The organism is Falsiroseomonas sp., assembly GCF_051859025.1.
Classification (GTDB): Bacteria; Pseudomonadota; Alphaproteobacteria; order Acetobacterales; family Acetobacteraceae; genus Falsiroseomonas.
Genome location: NZ_JBHYGL010000037.1, coordinates 312,627 through 338,419 on the forward strand (window position 1 = coordinate 312,627; position 25,793 = coordinate 338,419).

Consider the following 25,793-nt stretch of genomic DNA (forward strand, 5'->3'; position numbering starts at 1 on the left):
GTCGGAACCCTCAAGTAAGATATATCGACGATATGTAACTCAGCCCGCCTAGTCGCCGAGATAGGCCGTCGCGTCGATCTCCACGAGGCAGTCAGGGGAGCCCAGCCCGCTGACGATGCAGGAAACGCGGTGCGGCCCATCCTCCGCAAAATTGGCGAAATAGACCTCGTTCATCGGCTCCCAATTCGCGCGGTCGGTCACGTAGACCGTGCACTTCACCACGTCCTTCAGCGTGCCGCCGGCTTCCTCGATCACGGTGCGGATGCTGTCGATGCATTGCTGCGTCTGGGCGCGTACATCGCCGATGGCGAAGCGGCCTTCCCGGTCCCGCCCGGTGAAGCAGACGAACATGAAGCCCCCGGCGATGGTGGCGTGCGGGAAGGGGCGACCGCCCTTGAAGACCTGGCTGGAGGTGAGGGAGCGTTTCGGCATGATGCGGCTTCCTGCTGCGATTGCGGGCCCATCCTAGAACCGTTGCGCGCCTGGCAGGCAGCCCTGGTCGGGGTAATGCCAGCGTGACCGATTCATGGCCTTCCGCCCAGGTGATGGCCCTTGCTAGCCTTGCCGGATGATCCTCCGCCGCACGCTCCTCGCCGCAATCCTGCCCCTTGGCGCCATGCCCCTCGCCGCACCGGCGCTCGGCCAGATATCCGCCAACCGGCCGATGCGCCTGATCGTGCCGAACCCACCCGGGGGCCAGTCGGACACCATCGCGCGGCTCTATGGGGAGGCCATCCAGGCGACCTCCGGCCAGGCGGTGGTGGTGGAGAACCGGAGCGGCGCCAACGGCCTGCTGGCGATGGATGTGGTCGCCAAGGCACCGCCGGATGGCCTCACCACCGGCCTGTTCAGCATCACCATGTTCACCTCGCTGCCCGCGATGATGCCGCGCATGCCGCTCGACGTGGAACGCGACGTGACGGCCATCACCAGCGTCGTCACCAGCACGGTGCTCTGCGTGGTTCAGGAACGACGGGCGCGGGAACGCGGCTGGACGGATTTCCGCGCGCTGGTGGAATGGGCGAAGCGGCCGGGCAACGGGCTCACCAACGGCGCGGCCAGCAGCGGCGGGGCCTCCCACCTGCTGACGGCGACGATCGCCCGCCGGTCGGGGGCCGACATCACCGTGGTGCCCTATCGCGGCGGCGCGCCGGCGCTGAACGACCTGCTGGCCGGCACCATCGACATGGCCTTCGACTTCATGCCCGCGCTGCTGCCCCATGTCGCCGCCGGCACGCTGCGGGCGCTGGCGGTCGGGTCGCGGGAAAGGGTGCCCTTCCTGCCGGACGTGCCGGGGATGGGCGATTTCGCGGATCTCGGCATCGGCGACCTCGACCTGCAATCCTGGAACGTGCTGTCCGGCCCCGCTGGCCTGCCGCCGGAGTTGCAGGCCCGGACGGTGGAGTTGTTCCGCCGCGCCAACACCCACCCTGGGCTGGAGGATCGGCTGCGCCAGAACGGCCTGCTCTCCCTGCCCCCTGTGGAGCCCGCCGCCGTCCGCGCCCGCATCCTGGCGGACCGCCCGCGCTGGGCGGAGATGGTGCAGATCAGCGGCGCGCGGATCGAATAGCGGCGGTCAGCCCGCCACCATCAGCATCCACTGCACACCGAAGCGATCCACCACGACCCCGAAGCGGGGGGAGAAGAAGGTCTTCTCCGGCGGCATCCGCGGCTCCCCGCCTTCCGCCAGCGCCGCGAAGTGCCGATCAACCGTCGCCTCATCCGCCAGGGTCACCGCCAGGCCGAAACCGGCGAAGCGCGTGGCCTCGGTGCAGCCGCCGTCGGAGGCCATGACGCTGGCATCGCCAATGCGCATCTCGGCATGCATCACCTTCTCCTCCGACCCCGGCGGGCCATACAGCCCGTCCGGGTTGTCGCGGAAGCGCATCAGGGCGACGATCTCCGCGCCCAGCGCATCCCGGTAGAAGCCGAGCGCTTCCTCGCAGCGGCCTTCGAAGAACAGGTAGGGCTGGATGGGCATCGCTGGCCTTCCTCAATCAATTAACCAATCGGTAAATTAATGTGCCCCGCCCGGCAAGGGGTTCGGCGGGCCTGACGCCGGCCCTGTTCTGCGCCACCCTGGCGCGCATGGGCGGAGGCGGGTGATGGGCAAGACGCGGCAGCTGGCGGTGCTGTGCCTGGCGGTGGTGCTGGTGCTGTCCGTCTGGTTCGCGGGCACCGCCGCGGTGCCGCGGCTGATCGCGGAGGGGCTGATCGAGCCGGGCCAGGCGGGGTCGCTGACCATGGCTGTGCAGCTGGGCTTCGTGGCGGGCACGCTGGTCTCCGCTGTGCTCTCGCTGGCGGACCGGCGCGATCCGAGGCGGCTATTCCTGGCCTCCGCGCTGCTGGCCTCCGCCGCCACGCTGGCGCAGACGCAGGTGGCGCCATCGGGCACCGCGGCGCTGCTGCTGCGATTCGTGGCGGGCGCGGCGATGGCGGGGGTCTATCCCGTCGGCATGAAGCTCGCGGCCAGCTGGGCGAAGGGGGACCTCGGCCTGCTGATCGGGCTGCTGGTCGGTGCCGTCACGCTGGGCTCCGCCCTGCCGCATCTGGCGCCCACGCTGCTGGTGGGGCTCGGCTGGCAGGCGGCCTATCTCGGCGCGGGGGTGCTGGCGGCGGCGGGGGGGCTGCTGATCCTGGCCTTCACGCCCGGCCCGCTGATGGGCAGCCGCCCGCCCTTCCGCCCGGCCCAGGCGCTGGAGGCCTGGCGGAACAGGGGCTTGCGCCTCGCGAACCTCGGCTATCTCGGCCATATGTGGGAGCTCTATGCCATGTGGGCCTGGGTCGGCCTGTTCCTGGCGGGGGTGCTGGGCGGCCAGGCGGGGCCCTGGACCTTCGCGGTGGTGGCATCCGGCGCGCTGGGCTGCGTGGCGGCAGGGCTGCTGGCGGATCGCTGGAACAGGGCGAGTGTCGCCGCGCTATGCATGCTGGTATCGGGCAGCTGCGCGCTGCTGGCCGGGCCGGCCACGGCGCTGGGGCCGGCGGTGGTGCTGGGCCTGGCGCTTCTGTGGGGTTTCGCGGTGGTGGCGGATTCGGCGCAGTTCTCCGCCTGCATCGTCACGCTGTCTCCGCCCGACTATGTCGGCACCATGCTGACCGTGCAGACCAGCCTGGGTTTCCTGCTGACGGCGCTGACCATCTTCCTGGTGCCGGCCGCAGTGGGGTGGCTGGGCTGGGACTGGGCCTTCGCCGTGCTGGCCCCGGGGCCGCTGCTGGGGGCTATCGCGATGCTCAGGCTGCGCCCCTTGCTGGTCCAGCGTTAAGCCAAAGCTTTCCTCCGCGCCACACAACCCCTATGTGAGCCTCAAACCCGCAGGCCCCTCATGACCGACGTACCCCTCGACCGCATCCGCAACTTCTCCATCATCGCCCATATCGACCATGGGAAATCCACGCTCGCCGACCGCCTGATCCAGACCACGGGCACGGTCGCGCTGCGGGACATGAAGGAACAGCTCCTCGACAACATGGAGCTGGAGCGGGAACGCGGCATCACCATCAAGGCGCAGACCGTCCGCCTCGCCTACAAGGCGCAGGATGGGCTGGTCTACACGCTGAACCTGATGGACACGCCCGGCCATGTAGACTTCGCCTATGAAGTCAGCCGGTCGCTGGCGGCCTGCGAGGGTTCGCTGCTGGTGGTCGATGCCTCCCAGGGCGTAGAGGCGCAGACGCTGGCCAATGTGTACCAGGCCATCGACGCGCATCACGAGATCGTCCCCGTCCTCAACAAGATCGACCTGCCCGCCGCCGAGCCCGACCGGGTGAAGCAGCAGATCGAGGATGTGATCGGCATCGATGCCTCGGACGCCGTGATGATCAGCGCCAAGACCGGCGTGAACATCGAAGGCGTGCTGGAAGCCATCGTCACGCGCCTGCCCGCCCCCACCGGCAACCCCGCGGGGCCGCTGAAGGCGCTGCTGGTGGATAGCTGGTACGACGCCTATCTGGGCGTCGTCGTCCTCGTCCGCGTCAAGGACGGCGTGCTCCGCAAGGGCATGAAGATCCGCATGATGTCGAACGGGTCCAGCCACACCGTCGAACAGGTCGGCGTCTTCACGCCGAAGATGGTGCCGGTGGACTACCTCTCCCCCGGTGAGATGGGCTTCGTCACCGCCGCCATCAAAACCGTGGCGGACACGAATGTCGGCGACACGCTGACCGAGGAACGCAACCCGGCGGCCGAAGCCCTGCCAGGCTTCAAGCCGAGCGTCCCCGTCGTCTGGTGCGGCCTCTACCCCGTCGATGCTGATGACTTCGAAAAACTGCGGGAGAGCGTGGGCAAGCTCCGCCTCAACGACAGCAGCTTCCACTATGAGGCCGAGCACAGCGCGGCACTCGGCATGGGCTATCGCTGCGGCTTCCTCGGGCTGCTGCACCTCGAGATCGTGCAGGAACGGCTGTCCCGCGAATTCGACCTCGACCTGATCGCGACGGCGCCTTCCGTCGTCTACAAGATCCTGCGCACCAACGGGCAGCGCAGCGAATTGCACAACCCCGCCGACATGCCGGACCCCTCCGTGATCCAGGAGATCGAGGAGCCCTGGATCAAGGCGACGATCATGGTGCCGGACGAGTACCTTGGCCCCGTGCTGACGCTGTGCAGCGAACGCCGCGGGCAGCAGCTGGAACTCACCTATGTCGGCGCCCGCGCCATGGCGGTCTATCGCCTGCCGTTGAACGAGGTGGTCTTCGACTTCTACGACCGCCTGAAGTCGATCAGCCGCGGCTATGCCAGCTTCGACTACGCGGTGGACGACTACGTCGCCGGCGACCTGGTGAAGATCTCGATCCTGGTGAATGCGGAACCGGTGGACGCGCTGTCCTTCATGGCCCACCGCAGCCAGGCGGACCGCCGCGGCCGCCAGATCTGCGAGAAGCTGAAGGAGCTGATCCCCCGCCAGCTGTTCAAGATTCCGATCCAGGCCGCGATCGGCGGCCGCGTCATCGCGCGTGAGACGATCAGCGCCATGTCGAAGGACGTGACCGCCAAATGCTACGGCGGCGACATCAGCCGCAAGCGCAAGCTCCTCGACAAGCAGAAGGAGGGCAAGAAGCGCATGCGGCAGTTCGGCAAGGTGGAAATTCCGCAGAGCGCCTTCATCGCCGCGCTCAAGATGGACGCCTGAGGCGGCCAGTTTAGCACCCGGGGCGGCCTATCTCTTCACAGAGGGCGCCGCCCCGGTTCCCGTCAGGCCTCGACGCGGATGTTCTTCTCCCGCACCAGCTGCGCCCATTGCGTGCGCTCCGCGCGCGCGAAGGCCGCGAGTTCATCCGGAGTCGAGGGCTCGGCGACCCCGGCCTGCTGGCGGAACACCGCCTGCGTCGTCTCATGCCGCATGCCCGTGCGCACCGCCTCGTTCAGCCTGGCGATGATGGCGGGCGGCGTCCGCGCGGGGGCGTAGAGCGCCAGCCACAGGCCGGTGGACAGCGGCACGCCCAGTTCCGCCAGGGTCGGCACACCAGGCGTCAGGTCGATGCGGTTCGCATGGGCCAGGGCCACGATCCGCGCGCGGTTGTCGCGCGCCAGGCTCTCCGCGCCGCCGACCGGCAGCATCATGGAATCGACCTGCCCCGCCGCCACCGCCTGCATCCCCGGCGCCTGCGCGGCGAAGGGCACGTGCAGCTTCTCGAACCCCTGCGCCCGGGCGACGAATTCGAAGGCGAGGTGGGAGGAGGAGCCGACGCCCCAGGAGGCATGGGAAAGCCGCCCGGCCTCTCGCCGCGCTTCCCTGACGAAGCTGGCGTAATCCGTGATCTCCCGCCGGTGGGCGCCGATCATCAGCGCGAAGGGCACGCGCGTGACCATGGAGATCGGCGCGAAATCCGTCTCGTCATTGTAGGGCAGATTGGGGAAGGTGGAGCGGTTGATCGCGAAGGTGTCGGTGATGCCCATCGTGATCGTGGTGCCATCGGGCGCGGCCCGCGCCGCGGCCAGGGTGCCGACGGTGCCGTTGGCGCCCGCACGGTTCTCCACCACCACCGGCTGGCCGAGCGTGGCCTGCAGGCCGACCGCCACGCCGCGGCTGATCACATCCGTGATGCCGCCGGCATTGTAGGGGACGATGATGCGGATGGGCCGGTCCGGCAGGCCGGACTGGGCCAGCGCCGGGCGCGCCAGCGGCGCGGCAAGCAGGGTGGCGGCGCCGCCCAGGATGGCGCGGCGGTTCAGACGTATCATCGGATGCTTCCCTGTTTATGGATTTCTTGTAATCTTTCATCCATGATATCGTATTCAAGAGGCACGCGCAGAAAAACCGCGCGACCCCTACCCTGGGTTGCGGCCCGCCCCGCCCCGGCCCGCTTACGAAAACGGAACTGGCGCGCCTGGAACGGATGACATAGACGACCCGTCAACGGTCCGAGCCTTTCCCGAGACAGGGACCCGCTTTTGTTCAAGAGGAGACGCAGCACAATGATCGGAATCGGCAAGCGCGCGCTGATGGGGCTTGCGGCGGCAGCGATGCTGTCCGCCCCCGCCTTGGCGCAGGCCCCCTACCCCACGCGCCCCATCACCATGATCATCCCCTTCGCGGCCGGCGGCCCGACGGACACGGTGGGCCGGCTGATCGCCCAGACCATGGGCAACGAACTCGGCCAGCCCGTGGTGGTGGAGAATGTCGGCGGCGCCGGCGGCACGATCGGCGCGCAGCGCGTCGCGCAGGCGCGCCCCGATGGCTACACCATCCTGCTGCACCATATCGGCATGGCGACGATCCCGACGCTCTATCGTCGTGTGGCCTATGATCCGATCAACGGGTTCGAGACCATCGGCCTGGTCACCGACGTGCCGATGACGCTCGTCGCCCGCCGCAACTTCCCCGCCAACAACCTGCAGGAACTGGTGCAGGTGGTCCAGCGGGACCGCGAGAAGCTGAACTACGCCAATGCGGGCATCGGCGCGGCCAGCCACCTCTGCGGCCTGCTGTTCATGCACGCCATCAACGCGCCGATGACGACGGTGCCCTACCGCGGCACCGGCCCCGCCATGAACGACCTGGTCGCGGGCACCGTGGACCTGATGTGCGACCAGACCACGAGCACCACGGAACAGATCCGCGGCAACACCATCCGCGCCTTCGCCGTCACCACGCCGAACCGCGTCGCCGCCCTGCCCGACCTGCCGACCGCGGCGGAGGCGGGCCTGCCGGGCTTCGATGTCAGCGTCTGGCACGGCCTCTATGCGCCACGCGCCACGCCGCGCCCGATCGTGGACCGGCTGAACCGTTCCCTCGTCGCCGCCCTGCGGGATGAAACGATCGCGCGCCGTTTCAACGACCTCGGCACGGCGCCGGTCGCGATCGAGCGCGCGACGCCGGAGGCCCACCGCGCCTTCTGGCAGGCGGACATCGCCAAGTGGCGCCCCCTGATCCAGGCCGCCGGCCAATTCGCCGACTGATTCGTCAGGCTGCCGCGGGCGGGTTGCGAAGCGGGGCGACATCGCTTCGCAGCCGGCGCAGGCTTCGAGGCTGTACGAAGAGGGGGCGGTCCGAAGGGGCCGCCCTTTTCGTTTCAGCGGCGGGTGACGGCCAGGTCCAGCGTCCGGTCCCCGGGGTCCAGGTCCCGCTCCAGCGCGTCCAGCGCCTCGCTGAAGGAAGCCCGCAGAGCGGCCTTGCGCGCCTCCGGCAGCCAGCTCGCCTCAACACCCGCCAGGGACAGTGCCCGCGCCTCCTGCGGGCCCCAGGCAAGGCCCGAGAACACCGTGCGCCAGGAATGGCCCATGGTGGTGCCGAAGATGGCGGGGTCATCGGTGCCGAGCACCAGGTTCAGCCCGGCCTCCCGCATCGCCTTGATGCGCTGCCGCCGCGGAGCGCGGTTGAAGTTCATGCCGGACCAGCAGGCCATGGTGAAGGGCACCTGTTCCGCCTTCGCCCTGGCCACCACCAGCGGGTCCGCCAGGATGCCGTAGCCATGGTCCAGCCGGTCGCAGCCCAGCGCATCACGGCAATGGGTGAAATGCGCGGGCGGTGCCTCGAACGGTGCCTGGTTGTCCTCGCACAGATGGGCGGTGCGCCGGTAGCCCGCGCGGCCGGCCTGGCGCCAGGCCTCCACCCAGACCAAGGGCGGGCCGGCACGTTCCGCCCCATCGAGGCCGATGCCCACGACCTCCGGCCGCGGGTGCTGCGCCATCCAGTCGAGCATCTGCAGCGCTTCCGAGGGCAGGCACACGCTGCGGTCGATGCAGGCGATAAGGCGTGAGGAAACGCCATAGGCGCGCTCGCCCTTGGCCAGCCCCTCGATCAGCCCATCCACCAGTTCCGGGTAGCCGATGCCGGTGGGTGTCGAGTAATGCGGGTTGAAGAAGATCTCGGCGTGGCGCGTGTTGCCGTGCCGGTGAAGGTCCTCGATGCATTCGAAGGCGACGCGCGCGAAATCCTGCGGCGTCGCGACCGCCAGCGCGGCCAGGCGCAGCACTTCGAGGAAATCGTAGAAGGTCTCGAACCGATAGAGTTCCGCGGCCGGCTTCGGCAGGCGCAGTTCGTTGAGATAGGCGAGTTCGTCCAGCGTCTCCGGCCGGATGGCGCCGGCGATGTGGAGGTGCAGTTCCACCTTCGGGACGGCGTCGAGATAGTCGGAGAAGGACAGCCCGGGCATCAGCGCGACGGTGCCGTCTTCGGCGGGAAGGCAGCGGGCGACATCGGGCAGGTTCCGCACAGGTGGGGCTCCACCTTCCTATTCAGCCCGGAGAGCGTCAATCACGCGTCGCATTTCCCCCCAGCCGGGGTTGCCCCCCCGCCCGCGGCTGGCTAGAACGCCGCCGCGTAGGACAGGTGGCCGAGTGGTCGATGGCGCACGCCTGGAAAGTGTGTAGGCGCGAAAGCGTCTCGTGGGTTCGAATCCCACCCTGTCCGCCACCAGAACCTCCCATCTCATTGATTTGTCGGCGTTTTCCTGAAAACCCGGAAAACCTACCCCCATTCCCACCCCCACCGCGCGGCGAGACGCCTGTGGAGGGAGCTAGACGGCGCGGCCCTACCGCTGCCCGTCACCTCCTCCAACTGACCGGACGACGCGCCTCAAGGTGCGTACCGATTCGGAGCACCGCACCCCGTTCGGTAGCTAGGGGGGGCCTTGGACGAAAGCCGCAGTGGCCTTGTGTTTAGGCGTGTTTTGGGGTGGGGTAGGCACCCCGGGGGACAGAAAAAGCCCCCCGCCGTGCTTGGCTCTGGATGCCGCGCCGACAGGCTCGCGGCCCTCGAATGAAAAACTCTACAATAATCACCCGCACTGCTGTGCTGGAAGTTGGCAGAATAACCGGCGAATTTAGGTACCGGCGGGCACTTGAATTAGGGTTAGGCATGCCCCGAGTTATGGAAGAGTGCCCCCCGAGTCGAACTCGCTTTCGATCGTCCTGTAGGGCAGCGATCTTGTTTTCTGAAGGCTGAGATTCCCGGGGATATAATATTCAGCATTGTTGTATTTTGCATCGGCTTAATGGTTCTGGTTTTACATCAAATTCTGACATCACCCAAGAAAAAAGGTTCTCAAGAATGAGCGGTCACGATAGCTCATCAGAAAGGCCGCGCCAAGAAGGTTTCTGCTACCTAATTGGATGCGAAGCCATGCCGAGTTTATTTAAAATTGGGAGAACATCAAGAAATCCCTATGAGCGAATTGCAGAGATATCAGCCGCAACCGGAATTCCAGTTAAGTTTAATTTAATTTGTGCGATTTTTGTTATTGATTGTTATTTTATCGAGAGCCATTTACATCAAAAATTTGAGGGCCGAAGGATAAACCAAGCCAGAGAGTTTTTTCAGTTTAATGACGTAAGCGACGCGAGAAATAATTTTGTTTCGGCAATTTCAGAAAACGCCCATATGATCGATATTATGGGATTTACTAATGTCCAGCATGGAGCGGGAGTCGCGACCCTCAAAAGAGAGATTTTAGACCTAGAAAGAAAAAATGCGCTTCTTGAATCTTCCCTAGTTAAGCTACAAAATGAAAAAAATAATTTAAAATCCACCATAACCCATCTGCAAAATTCCCTCCACGTTCTTGCACACGACACGCAAGTGAATTATGAACAAAGAATTTCTGGTGAAAAATCCAAACATGATAAATATATTCACTCTTTGGAGCAGCAGCTGGAATTATTCAGAAATCTCTGCAGAGACAATCCCTACGATTTAGCGCTGCAAATTCACGAAAGGTGGTCAAAAAACCGCCAGGGATGATGTTCTGTCGTTTAATTCTATAGTTTAATTTACTCAATTGTGCCAACTTATGGCGCTGTGGTGGCTCGTCCGGAGTAGACGGCAACGCGCGCTCGCAGCTGAAGCGAGCGGACGCGGGCCAGCTGCTATCTCCAAAGGCAAGCCATCAACATACTTTGACGTCCACATTCGAGTAGTTGAGGATAAATAGTTAGCGCGCTTATGCTCCGGAAGAGGCAAATCAACATATGCGGAAAACTACCTTGGTCACATTTATGCTGGCCGGAATGATTGGTGGATGTGGAACACCACCAGCCCAACATCTTGTGGAAGAGTGTCAACGAACAACGCCCCGAGCATCTGGGGCACGATGGGATTGCTTGCAAAGAGCAAGCGCCCAAACAGAAAATTCACAGAGAGAGTTGCAAAATGCACAGAGAGAGTTGCAAAGACAGGCATATTTTCAAGGATTGGCAAGCTTGTGTGATTCGTTTGGGATGCAGCGGGGGACACCCGCCTTCAATCAGTGCATATATCAACAACAGCAAGTCGAACTACAGAAACAGCAAGTCGAACTACAGAATAATGCCAATGCGGAAGCCGCGAGAGCGATGCGAATGCAGCAGAGTTTGCAAATGCTAAACCCGCCAACGCGGCCAAACCCTGTGATTAGTTGCACAAGGCTGCCTGGGTCATGGACGACCACATGCCAATAAAAAACAGCAAGAGGAGATTTTTTATAGAGATAGGATATGGTAATAATCTAGGGGCATACCTTCAACGCAGCGAAAACAAGCCTAATTCTCTGCCGCCGATCCGTACCCTTGCAGCGCGTTGCCAGAGCGCCTCCTTTCGACGCCACCTGGCCAAATTTCTTATCTAAACCGTCACATCCTGGGTTGCCTGTGTCCTTGCGGCGTTAGTGGCTGGCGATCCGTAGCGGTGTAGCGGCGTTCTGGGAGTGTAAGGGAAAGCACGCATACATCGGGAGGGGCGCCTATCGACTGCCCCTCCTCCCCTCGGTCATGCTCCCACGGGGCGCTACACCGCTACACGTTGGGGGTTAGCCCTCTTCCGCGCCCGGAGCCTCTTTGCCAAGGGGCGGCAGATATCGCTCCCACGCATCCTTGAAGGCGGAACGTGCGTAGCCCTTCTTCACAACATCACGATCCCGGAAATTTTCGGGAGCGATCTGGTAAGACTTGAGGACCGAGGCGAGGCGCACAGGGGTTATGCACTGCCCCCGATGATACTCGGGCCATGGGCGGTCTTCCATCTCCCCCAATTTTTCGCAGATGGCCGCGCTAAACATCCGGTCCGCCTTCTCAGCCTCAAAGATGGCGCGGATATCGCCGAGCAGCGTTACGCCATCGCTTCCCGTCGCCTCCCGGTTGGCTTCTGCGGTGAACAACTCCAACAGCGCCGATCTGGTGCGCTGCGGCCAGGCACCTCCGGCGTGGTCCGCGATGGCCAGCAGCGGCACCGAGATATCCTCCTGCCTGTCAGAGAAGCCGTCCGGCATCTCCGGCTCCGAGTGAGGGCTAAGGTCGGTGGCTTCCGCCCACGCCGCCAGAGCCTCGCCTAGCTGCTTCACTCCGGCACGGTGCATCCGGAGCTTTGTGACGGACTCGCTTGGCAGTTTCCTCCGAAGAGCGATTGGGACCGACCGATCCGCGATGGTTGACGGCAGGAGACCAATGCCGGCGAGACCTACGGCGCAAAAGGTGGCAAACTCCTGCGGCTCCCATTCGCCGTTGGGACCAGTGCGCGCGCTGATGATTTTGCGGCCGGACGCCTCGAAGCCGGAGTTGAGGATTCCCCGAAGGGCCTCGTCACCCGAGACGTAGGTATCCGCTTCATCGATCAGCAGCGTTAGCCGTCCCCCGCTTTCAACCAAGCGAGGTAGCACGGCGGCACTGATCTGGTCCGCCTTCTTGGGATTGCGGCACAGACTGTTCAGCAGGTCCATCAGAGTGCTTTTCCCGGACTGCTTCTCTGCCGACAGGACGTTGAGCCTTGGGGTGTGCTGGAAGCGCTCATAGACCCATGTGTGGGCCACCCAGAGGGAGGCCGCTGCACTCTGCGCCTCGCTCATCACCATGTGCCGCCTGAAGGTTGCGTTAACTTTGTCCAAAATTTCGGACGTCGAAAGCAACTCTGACTTAGTATCATTGCCGGACATATACAATTTCCACACGCAAGATGGCTGCAATGCAGCCGATAGATTTCTTAATCGTAGTAAACCCAGCACCTTCAACGGTGGTGCCGTTACCGCCCCTGCCCTCCGGCCATAGCCGGACAGAGGCCCGAGAGACGCCAACGGGGCGCTTTCGGGGTGATGCGTACGGGCGCGGGAACCGTCCCAGCTCGCACGTCACGCCAGAAGGTTGAAAGGCCTTGGCGTCGGTAGGCTGCGGCCTCTCTGGCCGTCAGCAATGGGTCTTGAGCTACAAATGCCGGAGTTGGTGGAAGCGGCAGGCTCCGCCGCGAACGGATAACGGTGGGTTGGGTCACGTCGTGGGGCATCTCCAATCGAGGTTGATGCCCGCAAGATAACCCGGCTCCGTCGCAAAATTCAACTACGCCACAAATATGTCACGCTGAGAATATTTTGTTTCTTTTCAAGACCTTATGCCTTGGGTGCCCAGCCACCCAGCCCCGAGGTCGAGGAACTTCGCTTTTGCCAGACCGACTTGCGGCTATCCAAGAAACTTCTTTCGTGTCATGTTGATCTCTTGTCTATTCTCAAAATAGAATCGTTATAGAAACGCCCCTACTTTGACTTTGCGAAGATGCTTACTCCGATGCGCTCGCCGACTTTGGCGCCGTTCCGCAGTGGAGTGCCCACGCGTCCATCATCGGGCGCCGCTCCTCGCACATGTCCTCGCGTGCGTAGGCTGCCCGTACCTTGTCCTTGTCCGCGTGGGCCAAAGCCAACTCAGAGAGTTGGTCCGGATACCCCGTCGCGAGCGACCATCCCTTGAGGGAGGCGCGGAAGCCGTGCGGCACGACTGGCCGGTTTTCACCGTCACGCCAGCGCGGGGCCTCACCCTCCCCCAACCCGTCGCACGCCATCCCGCGAACCAACATGGACAGCGCCATGTCAGACAGCGGGCGCTTGGATCGGGCACCCGGAAAGACGCAGTCGTCGGCGGTCTTCGCCAACGGCTTGACCTCTTCAAGCAACGCCAGCGCGGCAGCGGATAGCGGCGTGCGGTGCGGGCGCTTGGTTTTCATGTTTGCGGCAGGCGCAGTCCAAACCTTAGTTGCGGGGTCTATCTCGCCCCACTTCATGAAGCGCACGGCGCCCGTCCGACTTCCTGTCAGGATGGCGAAGCGGAGGGCCTTTGACGCCATGCCCTTGTGTTCAGAGAGCGCCACCATGAACGGCCCCATCTCCTGCCACGGCAAGGAGGGATGATGCTCAACCGGCCTGACCTTCTTCGGGCTGGGCAACGTCGCTGAGAGGTGTCCCTTCCAAAGCGCTGGGTTGGCGAGGTTCGCGTCACGCCAGCCTTGAACGCGAGCATCATCAAGAACCGCCTCAATGCGCTGCCGGATACGGGAGCCCGTTTCCGGCGTCTTGCTCCAAATCGGCCTGAGAACCGCCAACACATCAGCCGTGTCGATGGTGGCGACGGCCTTGTGGCCTATGACGGGGAATGCGTGTTGTTCCAGCGTGGCCAGCCATTGCGCGCCATGTTTGGCGCTGCGCCAACCGGGGGCTTTCGCGGCAACCAACGCGCGGGCTGCGGCCTCGAACGTGTGAGCGGAAGCCTTCGCGGCGTCGCGCTTTGCCTTCTCTGCCTTGGCGTCCCGATCGTTGATAGGGTCTAGGCCCTCTGCGAGCTTCGCCCGCGCCCCTGCCGCCCGCTTGCGGGCCTCTGCAAGCGTCACGCCCGGCGCACTGTCCGAGAACGGCCCTAGGCCCATCTCGCGGGATTTGCCGTGCAGCGTGTAGCGGAACAGCCAAGACTTCGTGTCGCCCTTGGCGCCAGGCGCGATCTGCAAATAGAGGCCATCACCGTCCGGGAACCTGACCGGGCGCTTACCCTTCGCGGGATCATGGCGAAGTTTCTTCACCAACAGAGCATTGAGCTTAGCCATAGCAGGACCTCCCATCCTCTACCCCCATATATACCCCCATGGTCGATGGGGGTAGGAGAAGATCGCACTAGACGGAGATGGACCGCGAACGCCTACTACCACACTGTTTTTCCTTCTATCTTATACGACTCTGACATCCCCTGGCCCCTACTCTGGCAGACACCCTGTCCGCCAGCATTCCCCACAGCTGAGATGCCCTCGACATCCGATCCGTCGGATCGTATCGGCAACGCATGTTCTCCCGCCGGCTCCGCCTCGCCTTCCTGCTGATGGGCTCGCTGGCTGTCGCGCTCGGCGGCATGGCTTGGTGGGTCGCGGGAGAAGCCGAGCACCGCATCCTGCGTGGACGCCTCGCCGCCGATCTGCAGGCCGGGCTGCTTGAGCTGTCGGCGGAGAAGCTCCGTCTCCAGACCTGGTCGCTCGAGACGCTGATGGGCGCGCGGCCCGATCCGGCGGTCGGCGAGAGCCTGCTGGGGTCGATGACCGATCGTATCGCGGCGTTGCGCGCCACCAGTGAGACGGCGGAACAGATCGACCGGATCCGCGGCAAGGACCTGTCGCAGCACGCGCCCCGCCAGGCCGCCCTCAGCGCGCTGCAGGCCTCGATCCAGTCGCTGCGCGCGGAGGTCGGACGGCTGCCCGGCCAGCCGCCGCCGAGCGATCCTGTGGCGGCCTGGGCGCGGCTCGATGCGCTGTTCGAGGCAGCCGATGCCGCCGATCTCCGGCAGGTCCTGCGGGCCGGGATCCGTGCCGAGGCGGCCTCCGTCGCGCAGGAACGCGAGGCGGCGGATGCTTCCCTCCGGCGCGTGCGCCAGGTGGTCACGGCAGGCACCGCCACGCTGGTCGGCCTCGCCATCCTCCTCGCGCTGCTGTTCACCGTGGCGTTGCGGCGGCCGGTCGAGCGGCTCAGTACCGGGGCGGCCGCCCTGGCGCGCGGCGACCTGGGCCACCGGATCGATGGCATGGCCCGCGACGAGTTCGGCGAACTCGCCGCCTGCATGAACCAGATGGCGGCGGACCTCGCGCACAGCCAGGCGGCGGAACGCGCGCTGCGGGAGGGGCTGGAGCACCAGGTCGCGGCCCGCACCCGGGACCTGACCCAGGCGCTCGACCAGGTGGCGCAGGCCGAGCCGCAGCGCCGCCAGCTGCTCGCCGATATCGGCCATGAACTGCGGACACCCGCCACCGTGATCCGGGGCGAGGCGGAGGTGGCGCTGCGGGCGCGGGCGATGGATGCCGACGGATACCGGGATGTGCTGGCGCGCATCCGCGGCACGGCCCTCGACCTTGGCGCCCTGATCGAGGACGTCCTCGTGTTGGCCAGCGCGGAAGCCGCCGCGCTGTCGGTCGATCTGGCGGAGGTTGCGGCCACGCCACAACTGCAGGCGGTGATCCAGGCAGGGCGGGTGATGGCGGGCGAACGTGGCGTGGTGTTGCACCACCTGCCCGCCGCCGGCACCGCCATCCTGCTGGCCGATGCCGGCCGGCTGCGGCAGGTGGCCGGCATCCTGCTGGACAATGCCGTGCGCTACTCCCATCCCGGTGGCGAGGTGGTGGTGAGCGAGACGATCGATACCGTGCGGGGGGAGTGGCTGCTGGAGGTCCTGGACCGCGGCATCGGTATCGCGCCGGAGGAGGTGCCGAGGCTTTTCGCCCGCGGCTACCGATCGGCTGCGGCGCGCGACCACCGCGCCGATGGTACCGGGCTCGGCCTGGCCATCGCCCGGGCCCTGACCGAACGCATGCGCGGCGATGTCACCCTCTCCGTCCGCGACGGCGGCGGCACCGTGGCGCGGCTGCGCCTTCCCCTGGTCCGGCATGAGGCAGCGGCATGAATGTCCTGATCGTCGAGGATGACGCGCGCGTCGCCGGCTTCCTGGAACGCGGCCTGCGCGCCGAAGGCTACCGCATCCGCCTGGCTAGGACCGGACCGGATGGGCTGGAGGCCGCGCGGGAGTTGGCGCGGGAGGGCGCCGGCACGGGCGAGCCGGCGATGATGATCCTCGACATGAACCTGCCGGGCCTGTCGGGGATGGAGGTGCTGGCAACGCTGCGGGCGGAGCGCAACGACCTGCCCATCCTCGTCCTCACGGCCAATGACGGCACGGCGGCGCGCGTCGCGGGCCTGCGCGGTGGGGCGGATGACTACCTCGCCAAGCCCTTCGCCTTCGAGGAATTGCTGGCGCGGATCGAGGCACTGGGCCGGCGCGGGCGGGAGACGAGGCCAACCCGGCCAGACTGCCTGCGCCTGGGTGACCTGGAGTTGGACCGGGCGCGCTGCGTCGCGCGCCGGGCGGGCGTGGAGATCAGGCTGACGGCGCGGGAACTCGCGGTGCTCGACCTGTTGATCTCCGCGCCAGGCCGCGTGCTGAGCCGCGAACGCATCCTGGCCGCCGCCTGGGGCGCCAGCAGCGATCCCCTCACCAACGTCGTCGATGTCTATATCCGGCGGCTGCGCGCCAAGATCGACGACCCCTTCCCGACGCCGATGATCGAGACGGTGCGCGGGCTCGGCTACCGGCTGGATGCGGCGCCGCCCAAGGGCTGATGCGCAAAGCGGGTGCCGACGCCGTGGCACCCGCCCGCCGCATCCTCAGCGCGTGTAGGGCAGCGAGGAATGGTGCAGGACGATCCGCACCACGCCGGCATCGTCGCGATGGAAGCCCCAGCTCTTGTCCACCGTCGTCACGCGGCCCTGCGTATCGATGATCCGGACATTGCCCTGCGTCATCGCCGTGCGGCCGACGATGAAGATGGCGGCGTTCGCTACCTCGACCCGCGCCCAGTTGTTGAAGGCGAAGCCGCTGTCATTCGGGAAGGCGGGGTTGCCGCCGGCGAAGTAGGCCAGCGCCCCTTCGCGCGTGACGCGGAAGGTCTGCGGCCCCTGGGTCAGCGTGGGCTTGAACAGCACCGGGCCGGTGGCGTAGCCATAGGCACCGTCCAGGACCTGGGCCGCGACCGCGCGGCCACGCTCCGGCCCGCCTTCACGATGCGCCGTCGCGATGCTCACCAGGCCCTCGCCCCAGGCGCGCTGGGCGGCAACGACCTCCTCCAGCGTGATGTTGTCGTTGCGCAGCGGCGTCTGCGCCGCGGCATCGAAGCCGACCGTGGACAGGCCGAGGGCAAGGCCGAAGCCGAAGGTAACGCGGCGGGCGATACGGGACATGCTGACATCTCCATCTTCCAGGCGCTGGCACTGCGCCCCTGACCGGAAGATGGACCCCCGGGATGGCAGCCGGCTGTCGGGGGCATGAACGCGAAGCGCGCGGCAGATGAACGCAGGATGAACGGGGCGGGCGCCGGCCGGCTGTTGCGTGACCTTCACCAGGGGGCGTTTCAGCGCGAAGGCGGCATGGCGATCCCGCCTGCGATCTCCGCCCAGCGGGCGCGGGTGCGTTCGACGTTGCGGGCCTTCACGGGGCCGAAGCCCTTGATGCCGGCAGCCGCCTCCGCCCAGTCGCAGATCGCGGCATGGGTGGCGGGGGAAAGCTGTCGCAGGAAGCCCTCGATCGCGTCGCGGTATTCGTCGACGAGCGCCCGCTCCATCCGCCGCTCCTCCGTATGGCCGAAGGGGTCGAGCGGCGTGAAGCGCAGCCGCTTGCCATGCCGCAGCAGTCCCATCGCGCGCAGCATCCAGGGCCCGAAGGCGCGCTTCGCCGGCATGCCCGTGTTGGGGTCCTGCTTCGATATCGCGGGCGGGGAGAGGTGCAGCTCGATCCGCTGCGTGCCAGTGAATTGCTTGGCCAGCTGCGCCTGCCATTCCGGCAGGCTGTGCAGCCGCGCGACCTCATACTCATCCTTGAAGGCCATCAGGCGATAAAGCTGGCTGGCGACGGCGCGGGACAGCCTGTCCTCCCCGGGCATCGCGGCCTGTTCGGCGCGGCGAACCGCTGCGACGAAATCGGCGTAGCGGCCGGCGTAGCGCGCATCCTGGTAGTCCGTCAGGTCGGCCGCGCGGCGGGCGACCAGCGCCTCCAGCGCCTCCGGTCCACGCGGGGTCGCGTCCCGCCCTTCCATCGCGGCCTGGCGGCCGAGTGCGAAGGCCGCGAGGTTGCGTTCCACCTGGGCGCCGTTCAGGCGGATGGCCTGTTCGATCGCGGCCGCGGAGACCGGCACCAGGCCGCGTTGGAACGCCATGCCGAGCAGCCAGATGTTGAGGTAGATCGCGTCGCCGAAGGTGCCGCTCACCTCCGTCGCGGCGTTCACCGCATGCAGTTCGCGCGTCACGGCGGCGAGGCTCGCCATCATCCCCGCATCGTCGTAGCGGGTGCTCGTGTCGCGCACGAATTGCGCGGTGGGGGCGAGGTCCGCATTGACGATCGCCACGGTGCGGGTGGCGCCCAGCAGCGGACGCGCATTGCGCCCATGCGCCACCACCATATCGGAGGCGATCAGCAGATCCGCCTGGCCCGCCCCGATGCGCGGCGCCGGGATGGTGCTTTCATCCGTGCCCGGCTGGCCGATGCGCAGCTGCACATAGACGCCGCCACCCTTCTGCGCGAAGCCGAGCGTATCGACGCTGCGGCTCGGCCGCCCATCCATATGCGCGGCCATGGCCAGGATCGCGCCGAGCGCCGTGACCCCCTGCCCGCCGACGCCGGCCACCATCACGTTCCAGGCGCGCCCATCGACGGGCTGTGGCAGCACGGGGTCCGGCAGCGCGCCGTCGGGCCGCGCGGGCGATGCCGGCCGCGTCGGTTCGGCGCCCAGCAGCGTGATGAAGGACGGGCAGAACCCCTGCACGCAGGACAGGTCCTGGTTGCAGGCGGATTGCTCGATCTTCCGCTTGCGGCCCCATTGCGTCTCCAGCGGTTCCACCGCGATGCAGTTGGAGACGCGGGAGCATTCGCCGCAATCCTCGCAGACCCGCGGGTTGATCACGGCGCGACGTTCCGCCACGGCGGCGGTGCCGCGCTTGCGCTTGCGGCGGCGTTCGGTGGCGCATTCCTGGTCGTAGATGAGGGCGCTGATGCCCTTCACCTCCCGCAATTCGCGCTGCACGGCATCCAGCGCGCTGCGGTGGTGATAGGTGATGCCGGTGGGCATCTCCGGATCGGCCCTGTGGCGATCGGGATCATCGGCGACGAGCGCGATGCGCTGAACGCCCTCCGCCCGCAGCTGGGCCGCGATGCGCGGCACGCCAGGCGCCCCTTCCACCGCCTGGCCGCCCGTCATCGCCACGGCGGAATTCACGAGTACCTTGTAGGTGATATTGGCGTTCGCCGCGGCGGCGGCGCGGACCGCGAGGCTGCCGGAATGGGCGAAGGTGCCGTCGCCGATGTTGGCGAAGACATGCGCCTCATCCGTGAAGGGCGCGATGCCGAGCCAGGTGACGCCCTCACCGCCCATATGCGTGAAGGGCTGGCTGTTGCGCTCCGGCATCTTGGTGGTGAGCCAGTGGCAGCCGATGCCCGCCATGGCGCGGGAGCCTTCGGGCAGGCGGGTGGAGGTGTTGTGTGGGCAGCCCGGGCAGAAGGTGGGCTCGCGCACCACCAGCGGCTCCGCCGCCGCGCGGGCCAGCGCATCCAGTTCGGCGATCCGGGCGGCCAGTGCTTCCGTGCGCAGCGCCTCCGGCAGGCGGGCGGCCAGGGCGCGCAGGATCGCGGCGGTGTCGAGTTCCGCCAGTTCGGACAGCAGTGGCGCGCCGCGCTCATCCTGCTTGCCGACGACGCGCGGGCGACGGTCCATGCCGTAGAAGGCGTTCTTGAGCTGCGGCTCCAGGAAGGCGCGGCGGTCCTCCACCACCAGCACCTCCTCCAGCCCCTCCGCGAAGGCGCGGGCGCCTTCGGCATCCAGCGGCCAGGCAAGGCCCACCTTCCAGATGCGCAGCCCGCCCCGCCGCGCGACATCGGGCGTGATGCCCGCATCGACCAGGGCCTGGCGCAGCGCGGCGAAGGCCTTGCCGCGGACGACGATGCCGAAGCGCGCCGCAGGCGGATCGATCACCAGGCGGTCGAAGCCGTTGGCGCGGGCGAAGGCGATGGCGGCCGGCAGCTTGAACCGGCGCAGCCGGCTTTCCTGTTCGAGCGCGGAGGGATCGGGGATGCGGATGTGGAGCCCACCCGGCGGGATCTCCACCCCGTTCGGCGCATGGGTCACATAGGCGCCGGGATCGACGCGCAGCGTCGCGGAGGCGTCCATCGTCTCCGCGATACATTTCATCCCGGCCCAGGTGCCGGCGAAGCGCGACAGCGCGATGCCCTTCACGCCGAATTCCAGCACCTCCGCCACCTCGGCGGGGTCGAGCAGCGGGATCTCGAGGTCCTGGAAGGTGATCTCGCAGCCTGAGGTCACGGTGGAGGATTTGGCGGAGGGATCGTCCCCCGACAGCGCCAGCACGCCGCCCCTGGGCGAGGTGCCGGCGGAATTGGCGTGGCGCAGCGCATCGCCGCTGCGGTCCAGCCCCGGGCCCTTGCCGTACCAGATGCCGAAGACGCCTTCATGCCGCGCGCCGGCGGAAAGCGGGACCTGCTGCGTGCCCCAGACCGCGGTGGCCGCCAGATCCTCGTTCAGCCCGGGGTTGAAGACGATGTCGGCTGCGGCCAGGCGCGCGGCCTGCTTCTCCAGCTCCTTGTCGTAGCCGCCGATGGGCGAGCCGCGATAGCCGCTGATGTAGCCCGCGGTGTTCCAGCCGAGCGCGCGGTCGAGTTCCCGCCGCAGCAAGGGCAGGCGGACCAGGGCCTGGATGCCGGTGAGGACCACCGGCTCCCCGGCCAGGTCCCATTTGTCATCGAGGCTCGCTTCGGGGCGGTTGAGGCTGCCCATGCGACGTCTCCCCTATCTTGTCCCGGACCATAGGGAGGATGCCCTGGCGGCACCAGGGAGTCCTCCCGTAGTCTGTTGTGCAGCGCCGAAAGAACGGGAGGATCTGCTGCATGGACCTCATCGACAGGAAGATCCTTCGGGCCCTCGCCCGGCGGGGCCGGCTGACCAATGCGGAGCTGGCGGAGGAGGTGGGGCTGTCGCCCTCCCCTTGCTGGACTCGGGTGAAGCGGCTGGAACAGTCGGGCGTGATCCGCGGCTATGCGGCGCTGCTGGACCAGGCGGCGCTTGGCCTGCCGGACACGGTGTTCATCGAGGTGATGATGGAGCGCCATGACGAGGAAAGCCTGCGGCGCTTCGAGGCGGCGGTGAACGCCATCCCGGAAGTGCTGGAATGCCACCTGATCACGGGCGAATACGACTACATGATCAAGGTCGCCGTCAGCGGAACCCAGGGCTACGAGACGCTGCTGCGGGAGCGGCTGTACCGCCTGGCCGGCATCCGGCACACGCGGACCAGCTTCGCCCTGAAATGCCTGAAGCAGGAGATGGCGCCGATACCTGGGTGAACCTGCCCGGGGGTAGGCAGGGCGGCGCCACCTGCCGGCAGCGCCGCCACGGCCTTCAGTCCATCGTCGCGCCGGTCTCCCGCACCAGGCGGCCCCATTTGTCGGATTCCGCGCGGGCGAAGGCGGCGAAATCATCCGGCGTACCGCCGCGCACGATGGCGCCCTGCGCCGCCAGATTGTCCCGCATCTCCGGCACGCGGAGGATCTGGTCCACCTCCGCGGAGAAGCGCCGCACCCGGTCGGTGGGGGTGGCGGCCGCCATGCAGAGGCTCATCCAGGTGGAGGAGATCAACTCCGGCACCCCCTGCTCGACCGTCGTCGGCACGCTGGGCAGCATCGCGAGGCGTTCCGGATGCGCGACCGCGATCGCCTTCAGGCGGTTGTCCCGCACGAAGGGCGCGGCGGAGAAGGCGGCATCCCACATCGCCATGGTCTGGCCGCCGACGAGGGAGGTAAGCGCCGGCGCGGAGCCGCCGAAGGGCACATGCGTCGGGTTGCCGCCCTGCCCCATGGATCGGGTCATGGCGATGGTGAGGTGGGAGGGCGTGCCGATGCCGGCGGAGGCATGGGTCAGCCCGTCGCCCAGCCGCCGCGACAGCGCCAGGAATTCCTGCAGGGTGTTGGCGGGGACGGAGGGATGCACGACCAGCACCAGCGGGATGACGCTGATGAGGGAGGCGAAGGCGAAGTCCCGCATCGGGTCGTAGGGCAGGCGCCGGTACAGATGCGGGTTGATGGCGATGGGGCCGGAGGGCGTGGCGAAGATCGTATGCCCGTCGGGCGGCGCCTGCATGAAGGCCTGGGCGGCGACGATGCCGTTGGCCCCCGGGCGGTTCTCCACCACCACGGGCTGCGCCCAGCGTTCGGACAGGCGCTGCGCGACGAGGCGTGCCTGCGCATCCGCCGATCCCCCCGCGGCGACGGGCACGACGAAGCGCAGCGCACGGGCGGGGTAGGCTTCGGCCTGGGCGAGCGCCGGCCGGGCGAGGAGCGGCGTGGCGAGCATCGCCAGAGCGGCCTGGCGGCGGGTGATGGGCATTTCCTGATGATCCTCCGTGACGGCGATGCGTGGGCGAGCCTTGAGCCAGCGCGTCACCCTGGCGGCTGTATGCAGGAAAACGTGACGTTCCGTCCATACATCACTCAACTCACTCCGAATCACGCCAGTCGGGCGACCAATCGTCGCCGGGACCGCCAGGCTGGGGCGCCCGATGGTCGGTTTCGATTCCCGTTGTCACCAAAAAGGACAGGCTGTATACAGCACCGGCACGCCACCGGGACGCAACCAGCATGGCTACCGAACAGACCTTCCCCCTCAACGCCTGGTACGCCGCCGCCTGGGACCATGAGGTCAAGCGCGAACTCCTCCCCCGCACCATCTGCGGCCGCAAGCTCGTGCTGTTCCGCACCACGGAGGGCCGCGCCGTCGCCCTCCTCGACGCCTGCTGGCATCGCCTGCTGCCCCTTTCCATGGGCAAGCTGCGGGGGGACGAGGTCCAGTGCGGCTATCACGGCCTGCGCTTCGACGCCCGCGGCCGATGCACCCACATGCCGTCCCAGGAAACCCTCAACCCCGCCGCCAGGGTGCGCAGCTTCCCGGTCGTGGAACGCCACCGCTTCGTGTGGATCTGGCCCGGCGATCCGGCCCTGGCCGATCCCGCCCTCATCCCCGATCTGCGCTGGAACAGCGACCCCGCCTGGGCGGGCGACGGCAGCCTGATCCATGCGCAGTGCGACTACCGCCTGATCGTCGACAACCTGATGGACCTGACGCACGAGACCTTCATCCACGCGGACAGCATCGGTGACGACCACGTGGCGGAAGCACCCTTCGACGTCACCCATGGCGAACGCACCACGACCGTCACCCGCTGGATGATCGACATCGAGCCCCCGCCCTTCTGGCGCACGCAATTCGGCCGCCCGGGCCGCGTGGATCGCTGGCAGATCATCCGCTTCGAGGCCCCCTGCACCGTCGCCATCGACGTCGGCGTTGCTGCCACCGGCACCGGCGCGCCGCAGGGCGACCGCAGCCAGGGCGTCAGCATGGTGGTGATCAACACCATCACCCCCGCCACCGACCGGACCTGCCACTATTTCTGGGCCAATGCCCGCGACTACCGCCTGCACGAACAACTGGTCACGACGCAGATCAAGCAGGGCGTGACGCGCATCTTCGCGCAGGACGAGGCGATCGTGGAGGCTCAGCAGCGCGCGATGGACGAGAACCCCGACCACATCTTCTACAACCTCAACATCGATGCGGGATCGATGTGGGCGCGTCGCATCATCCAGGCGATGATCGCGGCCGAGCGTGCGCCGCAGGCAGTGGCGGCCGAATAGCATGTCGCAGACCCTCTCGGTTCAGCTCCGCCTGCGCGACCTGATCGTCAGCGGTGAATTGCCCCCCGGCGACCGCCTGTCCGAACCCTCCGTCGCCGAACGGCTCGGCGCGTCGCGCACGCCCGTGCGCGCGGCCCTGGCGCGGCTGGCGGAAGAAGGCCTGGTGGAACCCATCCCCTCCGGCGGCTTCGCCGTGCGGTCCTTCGCGGAGGAGGAGATCAAGGACGCCATCGAGTTGCGCGGGACGCTGGAAGGCCACGCAGCCCGGCTCGCTGCCGAACGGGGTGCCCCCGCGGCAGCGCTGGTAGAGATGAAGCGCCTGGTCGCCCGGATGGACGAGGCCACCAGCCCCCCGATCCGGGAGGCGAACTTCACGGATTACGTCGCGCTGAACGCACATTTCCACGAATTGCTGGTGGAGGCCGCCGGAAGCTCCGTCGTCGCACGCCAGATAGGCCGCGTGGTCGCGCTGCCCTTTGCCTCCCCCTCCGGCTTCGTCCTCGCCCAGGCCGCCTTGCCGGAGGCGCACCGCGTCCTCACCACCGCGCAGGAGCATCACCGGGCGGTGGTCGATGCGATCGAGCATCGGGAGGGCGCGCGCGCCGAGGCCCTGATGCGCGAACATGCGCGGCTGGCACGACGGAACCTGGATTTCGTCATGCGCAACCAGGACTCACTTCGCCTGGTGCCGGGCGGTGCCCTGATCCGCCGGCGCGGCTGGGCCTGAAGCAGGAAGACGCCATGGAACGCGACGACGAAGGGATCTCGGCCACGCTGCGCGCGACCCGGACCCTTACCCCCGGCATCCGCGAATTCACGCTGGTGCCGGACGAGGGAGCGCCCCCCTACGGGACCGGCGCGCATCTGCGCATCCGGCTCGACCTCGGCGGCCGCCCGGCGACGCGGCATTATTCGCTGGTCGGCGCCACGGCCCGGGACGGGGCCTGGCGCATCGCCGTGCAGCGGGAGGATGAGGGCCGCGGCGGGTCGCGCGCGATGTGGGCACTGGAGCCGGGGGCGAGGCTGACCATCTCCCGCCCCCACAGCCATTTCGACCTGGCACCCGGTGCGTCGGAGGTGCTGCTGCTGGCCGGGGGCATCGGCATCACGCCGCTGATCGGCATGGCGGAGGTGCTCCTCCGGCAGCGCGCCCGCTTCCGCCTGCTGTATGCAGGCCGGTCGCGCAGCAGCATGGCCTATCTGCCGGAACTGACCGCGCTGCTGGGCGATGCCCTGGTGGTGCAGGCGGAGGATGAGGCCGGACGCCCGGATCTCGGCACAGCCTTCGCCGGCCTGGCGGCGGGTGCGGAAGTCTATGTATGCGGCCCGATCGGGCTGCTTGAAGCCGCGCGGCGCGCCTGGTCCGCCACCGGGCGACCACCAGCGGGATTGGTGTTCGAGACCTTCGGCTCCTCCGGCCACGCCGCGCCCGGCGCCTTCACGGTGCGCATCCCACGGCTGGGCCGCGACATCACCGTGCCCGCCGATTCCAGCATGCTGGAGGCGCTCGAGGCGGCCGGTATCGGCGTGCTGTCGGATTGCCGGCGAGGCGAATGCGGCCTGTGTGCGGTGGACGTGCTGGCGGTGGATGGCCGGATCGACCATCGGGACGTGTTCTTCTCTGACCGGCAGCACCGGGAGAACCGCCGGCTCTGCGCCTGCGTCTCCCGTGTCGTGGGGGACAGCATCACCGTTGATCCGGCCTGGCGTGGCGATGCGCCCCTGGAACCGGGCCACGCGGCAGGCACGCGCTGAGGGAGAGACAAGTTGTACCTGCCCCGACCGGCCTGTGGATTTGCGTTCTGCGCACGAAAAAGCCGCCGGACATTGCTGTCGGGCGGCTGTTTGGTGG

Annotated in this window: 20 protein-coding genes and 1 tRNA gene; 12 read left to right on the plus strand and 9 right to left on the minus strand. The window is 67.2% G+C overall.

Translation table 11 applies throughout. The features are described 5' to 3' along the window. Positions 1 to 48: 48 nt before the first annotated feature. Positions 49 to 432 carry a RidA family protein gene (locus ACTIE5_RS24530; RefSeq protein ID WP_439552354.1) on the minus strand — a complete coding sequence of 128 codons (384 nt, stop codon included), beginning with the start codon at positions 430 to 432 and terminating at the stop codon, positions 49 to 51. 136 nt (positions 433 to 568) lie between these two features. On the opposite strand from ACTIE5_RS24530, the gene ACTIE5_RS24535 reads away from it, so the two are divergent. Continuing rightward, on the plus strand, positions 569 to 1,570 hold the full coding sequence (locus ACTIE5_RS24535; RefSeq protein ID WP_439552355.1) for a Bug family tripartite tricarboxylate transporter substrate binding protein: 1,002 nt from the start codon (positions 569 to 571) through the stop codon (positions 1,568 to 1,570). A 6-nt stretch (positions 1,571 to 1,576) separates the two neighbouring features. Here the strand turns inward: ACTIE5_RS24535 and ACTIE5_RS24540 are convergent, their stop codons facing one another. Next, positions 1,577 to 1,981, minus strand: coding sequence for a VOC family protein (locus tag ACTIE5_RS24540; RefSeq protein ID WP_439552356.1), 405 nt, complete (start codon positions 1,979 to 1,981; stop codon positions 1,577 to 1,579). A gap of 124 nt (positions 1,982 to 2,105) precedes the next feature. Between ACTIE5_RS24540 and ACTIE5_RS24545 the strand changes: the two genes are divergently transcribed. Then, positions 2,106 to 3,263: an MFS transporter gene (locus tag ACTIE5_RS24545; RefSeq protein ID WP_439552357.1), complete on the plus strand. Its 1,158-nt coding sequence runs from the start codon at positions 2,106 to 2,108 to the stop codon at positions 3,261 to 3,263. A gap of 60 nt (positions 3,264 to 3,323) precedes the next feature. Next, positions 3,324 to 5,129 carry a translation elongation factor 4 gene (lepA, locus tag ACTIE5_RS24550; RefSeq protein ID WP_439552358.1) on the plus strand — a complete coding sequence of 602 codons (1,806 nt, stop codon included), beginning with the start codon at positions 3,324 to 3,326 and terminating at the stop codon, positions 5,127 to 5,129. Positions 5,130 to 5,191: 62 nt separating this feature from the next. Here lepA and ACTIE5_RS24555 read toward each other — a convergent pair whose 3' ends face one another. Further along, on the minus strand, positions 5,192 to 6,181 hold the full coding sequence (locus tag ACTIE5_RS24555; protein ID WP_439552359.1) for a Bug family tripartite tricarboxylate transporter substrate binding protein: 990 nt from the start codon (positions 6,179 to 6,181) through the stop codon (positions 5,192 to 5,194). Positions 6,182 to 6,415: 234 nt separating this feature from the next. Here ACTIE5_RS24555 and ACTIE5_RS24560 point away from each other — a divergent pair, with 234 nt between their 5' ends. Continuing rightward, complete coding sequence (locus ACTIE5_RS24560; RefSeq protein WP_439552360.1) at positions 6,416 to 7,399, plus strand: tripartite tricarboxylate transporter substrate-binding protein; 984 nt, start codon at positions 6,416 to 6,418, stop codon at positions 7,397 to 7,399. A gap of 113 nt (positions 7,400 to 7,512) precedes the next feature. Here ACTIE5_RS24560 and add read toward each other — a convergent pair whose 3' ends face one another. After that, entirely contained in the window at positions 7,513 to 8,655 is a 1,143-nt protein-coding gene (gene add / locus ACTIE5_RS24565; protein ID WP_439552361.1) for an adenosine deaminase, read from the minus strand. Between the two features lie 110 nt (positions 8,656 to 8,765). Between add and ACTIE5_RS24570 the strand changes: the two genes are divergently transcribed. Together ACTIE5_RS24570 and ACTIE5_RS24575 are read left to right on the plus strand one after the other, a co-directional pair. Then, positions 8,766 to 8,855 (plus strand) — tRNA-Ser (locus tag ACTIE5_RS24570). Between the two features lie 636 nt (positions 8,856 to 9,491). Further along, positions 9,492 to 10,181 (plus strand): GIY-YIG nuclease family protein, encoded by a 690-nt coding sequence (locus tag ACTIE5_RS24575; RefSeq protein ID WP_439552362.1) that lies wholly within the window; start codon positions 9,492 to 9,494, stop codon positions 10,179 to 10,181. Positions 10,182 to 11,223: 1,042 nt separating this feature from the next. On the opposite strand, the gene ACTIE5_RS24580 is transcribed toward ACTIE5_RS24575, so the two are convergent. Continuing rightward, on the minus strand, positions 11,224 to 12,342 hold the full coding sequence (locus ACTIE5_RS24580) for a DUF3631 domain-containing protein (RefSeq protein WP_439552363.1): 1,119 nt from the start codon (positions 12,340 to 12,342) through the stop codon (positions 11,224 to 11,226). A 614-nt stretch (positions 12,343 to 12,956) separates the two neighbouring features. Next, positions 12,957 to 14,267, minus strand: a complete 1,311-nt coding sequence (locus ACTIE5_RS24585; protein ID WP_439552364.1) for a tyrosine-type recombinase/integrase — start codon at positions 14,265 to 14,267, stop codon at positions 12,957 to 12,959. A gap of 233 nt (positions 14,268 to 14,500) precedes the next feature. Here ACTIE5_RS24585 and ACTIE5_RS24590 point away from each other — a divergent pair, with 233 nt between their 5' ends. Both ACTIE5_RS24590 and ACTIE5_RS24595 read left to right on the plus strand, forming a co-directional pair. Continuing rightward, positions 14,501 to 16,102: a sensor histidine kinase gene (locus tag ACTIE5_RS24590; RefSeq protein ID WP_439552365.1), complete on the plus strand. Its 1,602-nt coding sequence runs from the start codon at positions 14,501 to 14,503 to the stop codon at positions 16,100 to 16,102. Beyond that, positions 16,099 to 16,815 carry a response regulator transcription factor gene (locus ACTIE5_RS24595; RefSeq protein WP_439552366.1) on the plus strand — a complete coding sequence of 239 codons (717 nt, stop codon included), beginning with the start codon at positions 16,099 to 16,101 and terminating at the stop codon, positions 16,813 to 16,815. The genes ACTIE5_RS24590 and ACTIE5_RS24595 overlap by 4 nt, the downstream gene beginning before the upstream one ends. A 45-nt stretch (positions 16,816 to 16,860) precedes the next feature. Here the strand turns inward: ACTIE5_RS24595 and ACTIE5_RS24600 are convergent, their stop codons facing one another. Both ACTIE5_RS24600 and ACTIE5_RS24605 read right to left on the minus strand, forming a co-directional pair. Beyond that, the gene (locus ACTIE5_RS24600; protein ID WP_439552367.1) at positions 16,861 to 17,433 is read right to left on the minus strand and encodes a hypothetical protein; all 573 of its coding nucleotides are present in this window, start codon (positions 17,431 to 17,433) and stop codon (positions 16,861 to 16,863) included. A gap of 170 nt (positions 17,434 to 17,603) precedes the next feature. Then, a complete protein-coding gene (locus ACTIE5_RS24605; RefSeq protein WP_439552368.1) occupies positions 17,604 to 21,032 on the minus strand; it encodes an indolepyruvate ferredoxin oxidoreductase family protein in 3,429 nt (1,142 codons plus the stop codon). Positions 21,033 to 21,142: 110 nt separating this feature from the next. Between ACTIE5_RS24605 and ACTIE5_RS24610 the strand changes: the two genes are divergently transcribed. After that, the gene (locus ACTIE5_RS24610; RefSeq protein WP_439552369.1) at positions 21,143 to 21,598 is read left to right on the plus strand and encodes an Lrp/AsnC family transcriptional regulator; all 456 of its coding nucleotides are present in this window, start codon (positions 21,143 to 21,145) and stop codon (positions 21,596 to 21,598) included. Positions 21,599 to 21,653: 55 nt separating this feature from the next. Here the strand turns inward: ACTIE5_RS24610 and ACTIE5_RS24615 are convergent, their stop codons facing one another. Beyond that, on the minus strand, positions 21,654 to 22,637 hold the full coding sequence (locus ACTIE5_RS24615; RefSeq protein ID WP_439552370.1) for a Bug family tripartite tricarboxylate transporter substrate binding protein: 984 nt from the start codon (positions 22,635 to 22,637) through the stop codon (positions 21,654 to 21,656). 251 nt (positions 22,638 to 22,888) lie between these two features. Here ACTIE5_RS24615 and ACTIE5_RS24620 point away from each other — a divergent pair, with 251 nt between their 5' ends. From ACTIE5_RS24620 to ACTIE5_RS24630, 3 genes are read left to right on the plus strand one after another with little or no spacing between them, the layout of a single operon-like run. After that, the gene (locus tag ACTIE5_RS24620; RefSeq protein ID WP_439552371.1) at positions 22,889 to 23,941 is read left to right on the plus strand and encodes an aromatic ring-hydroxylating dioxygenase subunit alpha; all 1,053 of its coding nucleotides are present in this window, start codon (positions 22,889 to 22,891) and stop codon (positions 23,939 to 23,941) included. A 1-nt stretch (position 23,942) separates the two neighbouring features. Then, complete coding sequence (locus tag ACTIE5_RS24625) at positions 23,943 to 24,668, plus strand: GntR family transcriptional regulator (RefSeq protein ID WP_439552372.1); 726 nt, start codon at positions 23,943 to 23,945, stop codon at positions 24,666 to 24,668. A gap of 14 nt (positions 24,669 to 24,682) precedes the next feature. After that, positions 24,683 to 25,696 (plus strand): PDR/VanB family oxidoreductase, encoded by a 1,014-nt coding sequence (locus tag ACTIE5_RS24630; protein WP_439552373.1) that lies wholly within the window; start codon positions 24,683 to 24,685, stop codon positions 25,694 to 25,696. The last annotated feature ends 97 nt before the right edge of the window (positions 25,697 to 25,793 follow it).

Bases quoted from the DNA above. Each gene is read 5' to 3' on its own strand.
- ACTIE5_RS24530 (WP_439552354.1), bottom strand. From the start codon at position 432: ATGCCGAAACGCTCCCTCACCTCCAGCCAGGTCTTCAAGGGCGGTCGC.
- ACTIE5_RS24535 (WP_439552355.1), top strand. From the start codon at position 569: ATGATCCTCCGCCGCACGCTCCTCGCCGCAATCCTGCCCCTTGGCGCC.
- ACTIE5_RS24540 (WP_439552356.1), bottom strand. From the start codon at position 1,981: ATGCCCATCCAGCCCTACCTGTTCTTCGAAGGCCGCTGCGAGGAAGCG.
- ACTIE5_RS24545 (WP_439552357.1), top strand. From the start codon at position 2,106: ATGGGCAAGACGCGGCAGCTGGCGGTGCTGTGCCTGGCGGTGGTGCTG.
- lepA (WP_439552358.1), top strand. From the start codon at position 3,324: ATGACCGACGTACCCCTCGACCGCATCCGCAACTTCTCCATCATCGCC.
- ACTIE5_RS24555 (WP_439552359.1), bottom strand. From the start codon at position 6,181: ATGATACGTCTGAACCGCCGCGCCATCCTGGGCGGCGCCGCCACCCTG.
- ACTIE5_RS24560 (WP_439552360.1), top strand. From the start codon at position 6,416: ATGATCGGAATCGGCAAGCGCGCGCTGATGGGGCTTGCGGCGGCAGCG.
- ACTIE5_RS24575 (WP_439552362.1), top strand. From the start codon at position 9,492: ATGAGCGGTCACGATAGCTCATCAGAAAGGCCGCGCCAAGAAGGTTTC.
- ACTIE5_RS24580 (WP_439552363.1), bottom strand. From the start codon at position 12,342: ATGTCCGGCAATGATACTAAGTCAGAGTTGCTTTCGACGTCCGAAATT.
- ACTIE5_RS24585 (WP_439552364.1), bottom strand. From the start codon at position 14,267: ATGGCTAAGCTCAATGCTCTGTTGGTGAAGAAACTTCGCCATGATCCC.
- ACTIE5_RS24590 (WP_439552365.1), top strand. From the start codon at position 14,501: ATGTTCTCCCGCCGGCTCCGCCTCGCCTTCCTGCTGATGGGCTCGCTG.
- ACTIE5_RS24595 (WP_439552366.1), top strand. From the start codon at position 16,099: ATGAATGTCCTGATCGTCGAGGATGACGCGCGCGTCGCCGGCTTCCTG.
- ACTIE5_RS24600 (WP_439552367.1), bottom strand. From the start codon at position 17,433: ATGTCCCGTATCGCCCGCCGCGTTACCTTCGGCTTCGGCCTTGCCCTC.
- ACTIE5_RS24605 (WP_439552368.1), bottom strand. From the start codon at position 21,032: ATGGGCAGCCTCAACCGCCCCGAAGCGAGCCTCGATGACAAATGGGAC.
- ACTIE5_RS24610 (WP_439552369.1), top strand. From the start codon at position 21,143: ATGGACCTCATCGACAGGAAGATCCTTCGGGCCCTCGCCCGGCGGGGC.
- ACTIE5_RS24615 (WP_439552370.1), bottom strand. From the start codon at position 22,637: ATGCCCATCACCCGCCGCCAGGCCGCTCTGGCGATGCTCGCCACGCCG.
- ACTIE5_RS24620 (WP_439552371.1), top strand. From the start codon at position 22,889: ATGGCTACCGAACAGACCTTCCCCCTCAACGCCTGGTACGCCGCCGCC.
- ACTIE5_RS24625 (WP_439552372.1), top strand. From the start codon at position 23,943: ATGTCGCAGACCCTCTCGGTTCAGCTCCGCCTGCGCGACCTGATCGTC.
- ACTIE5_RS24630 (WP_439552373.1), top strand. From the start codon at position 24,683: ATGGAACGCGACGACGAAGGGATCTCGGCCACGCTGCGCGCGACCCGG.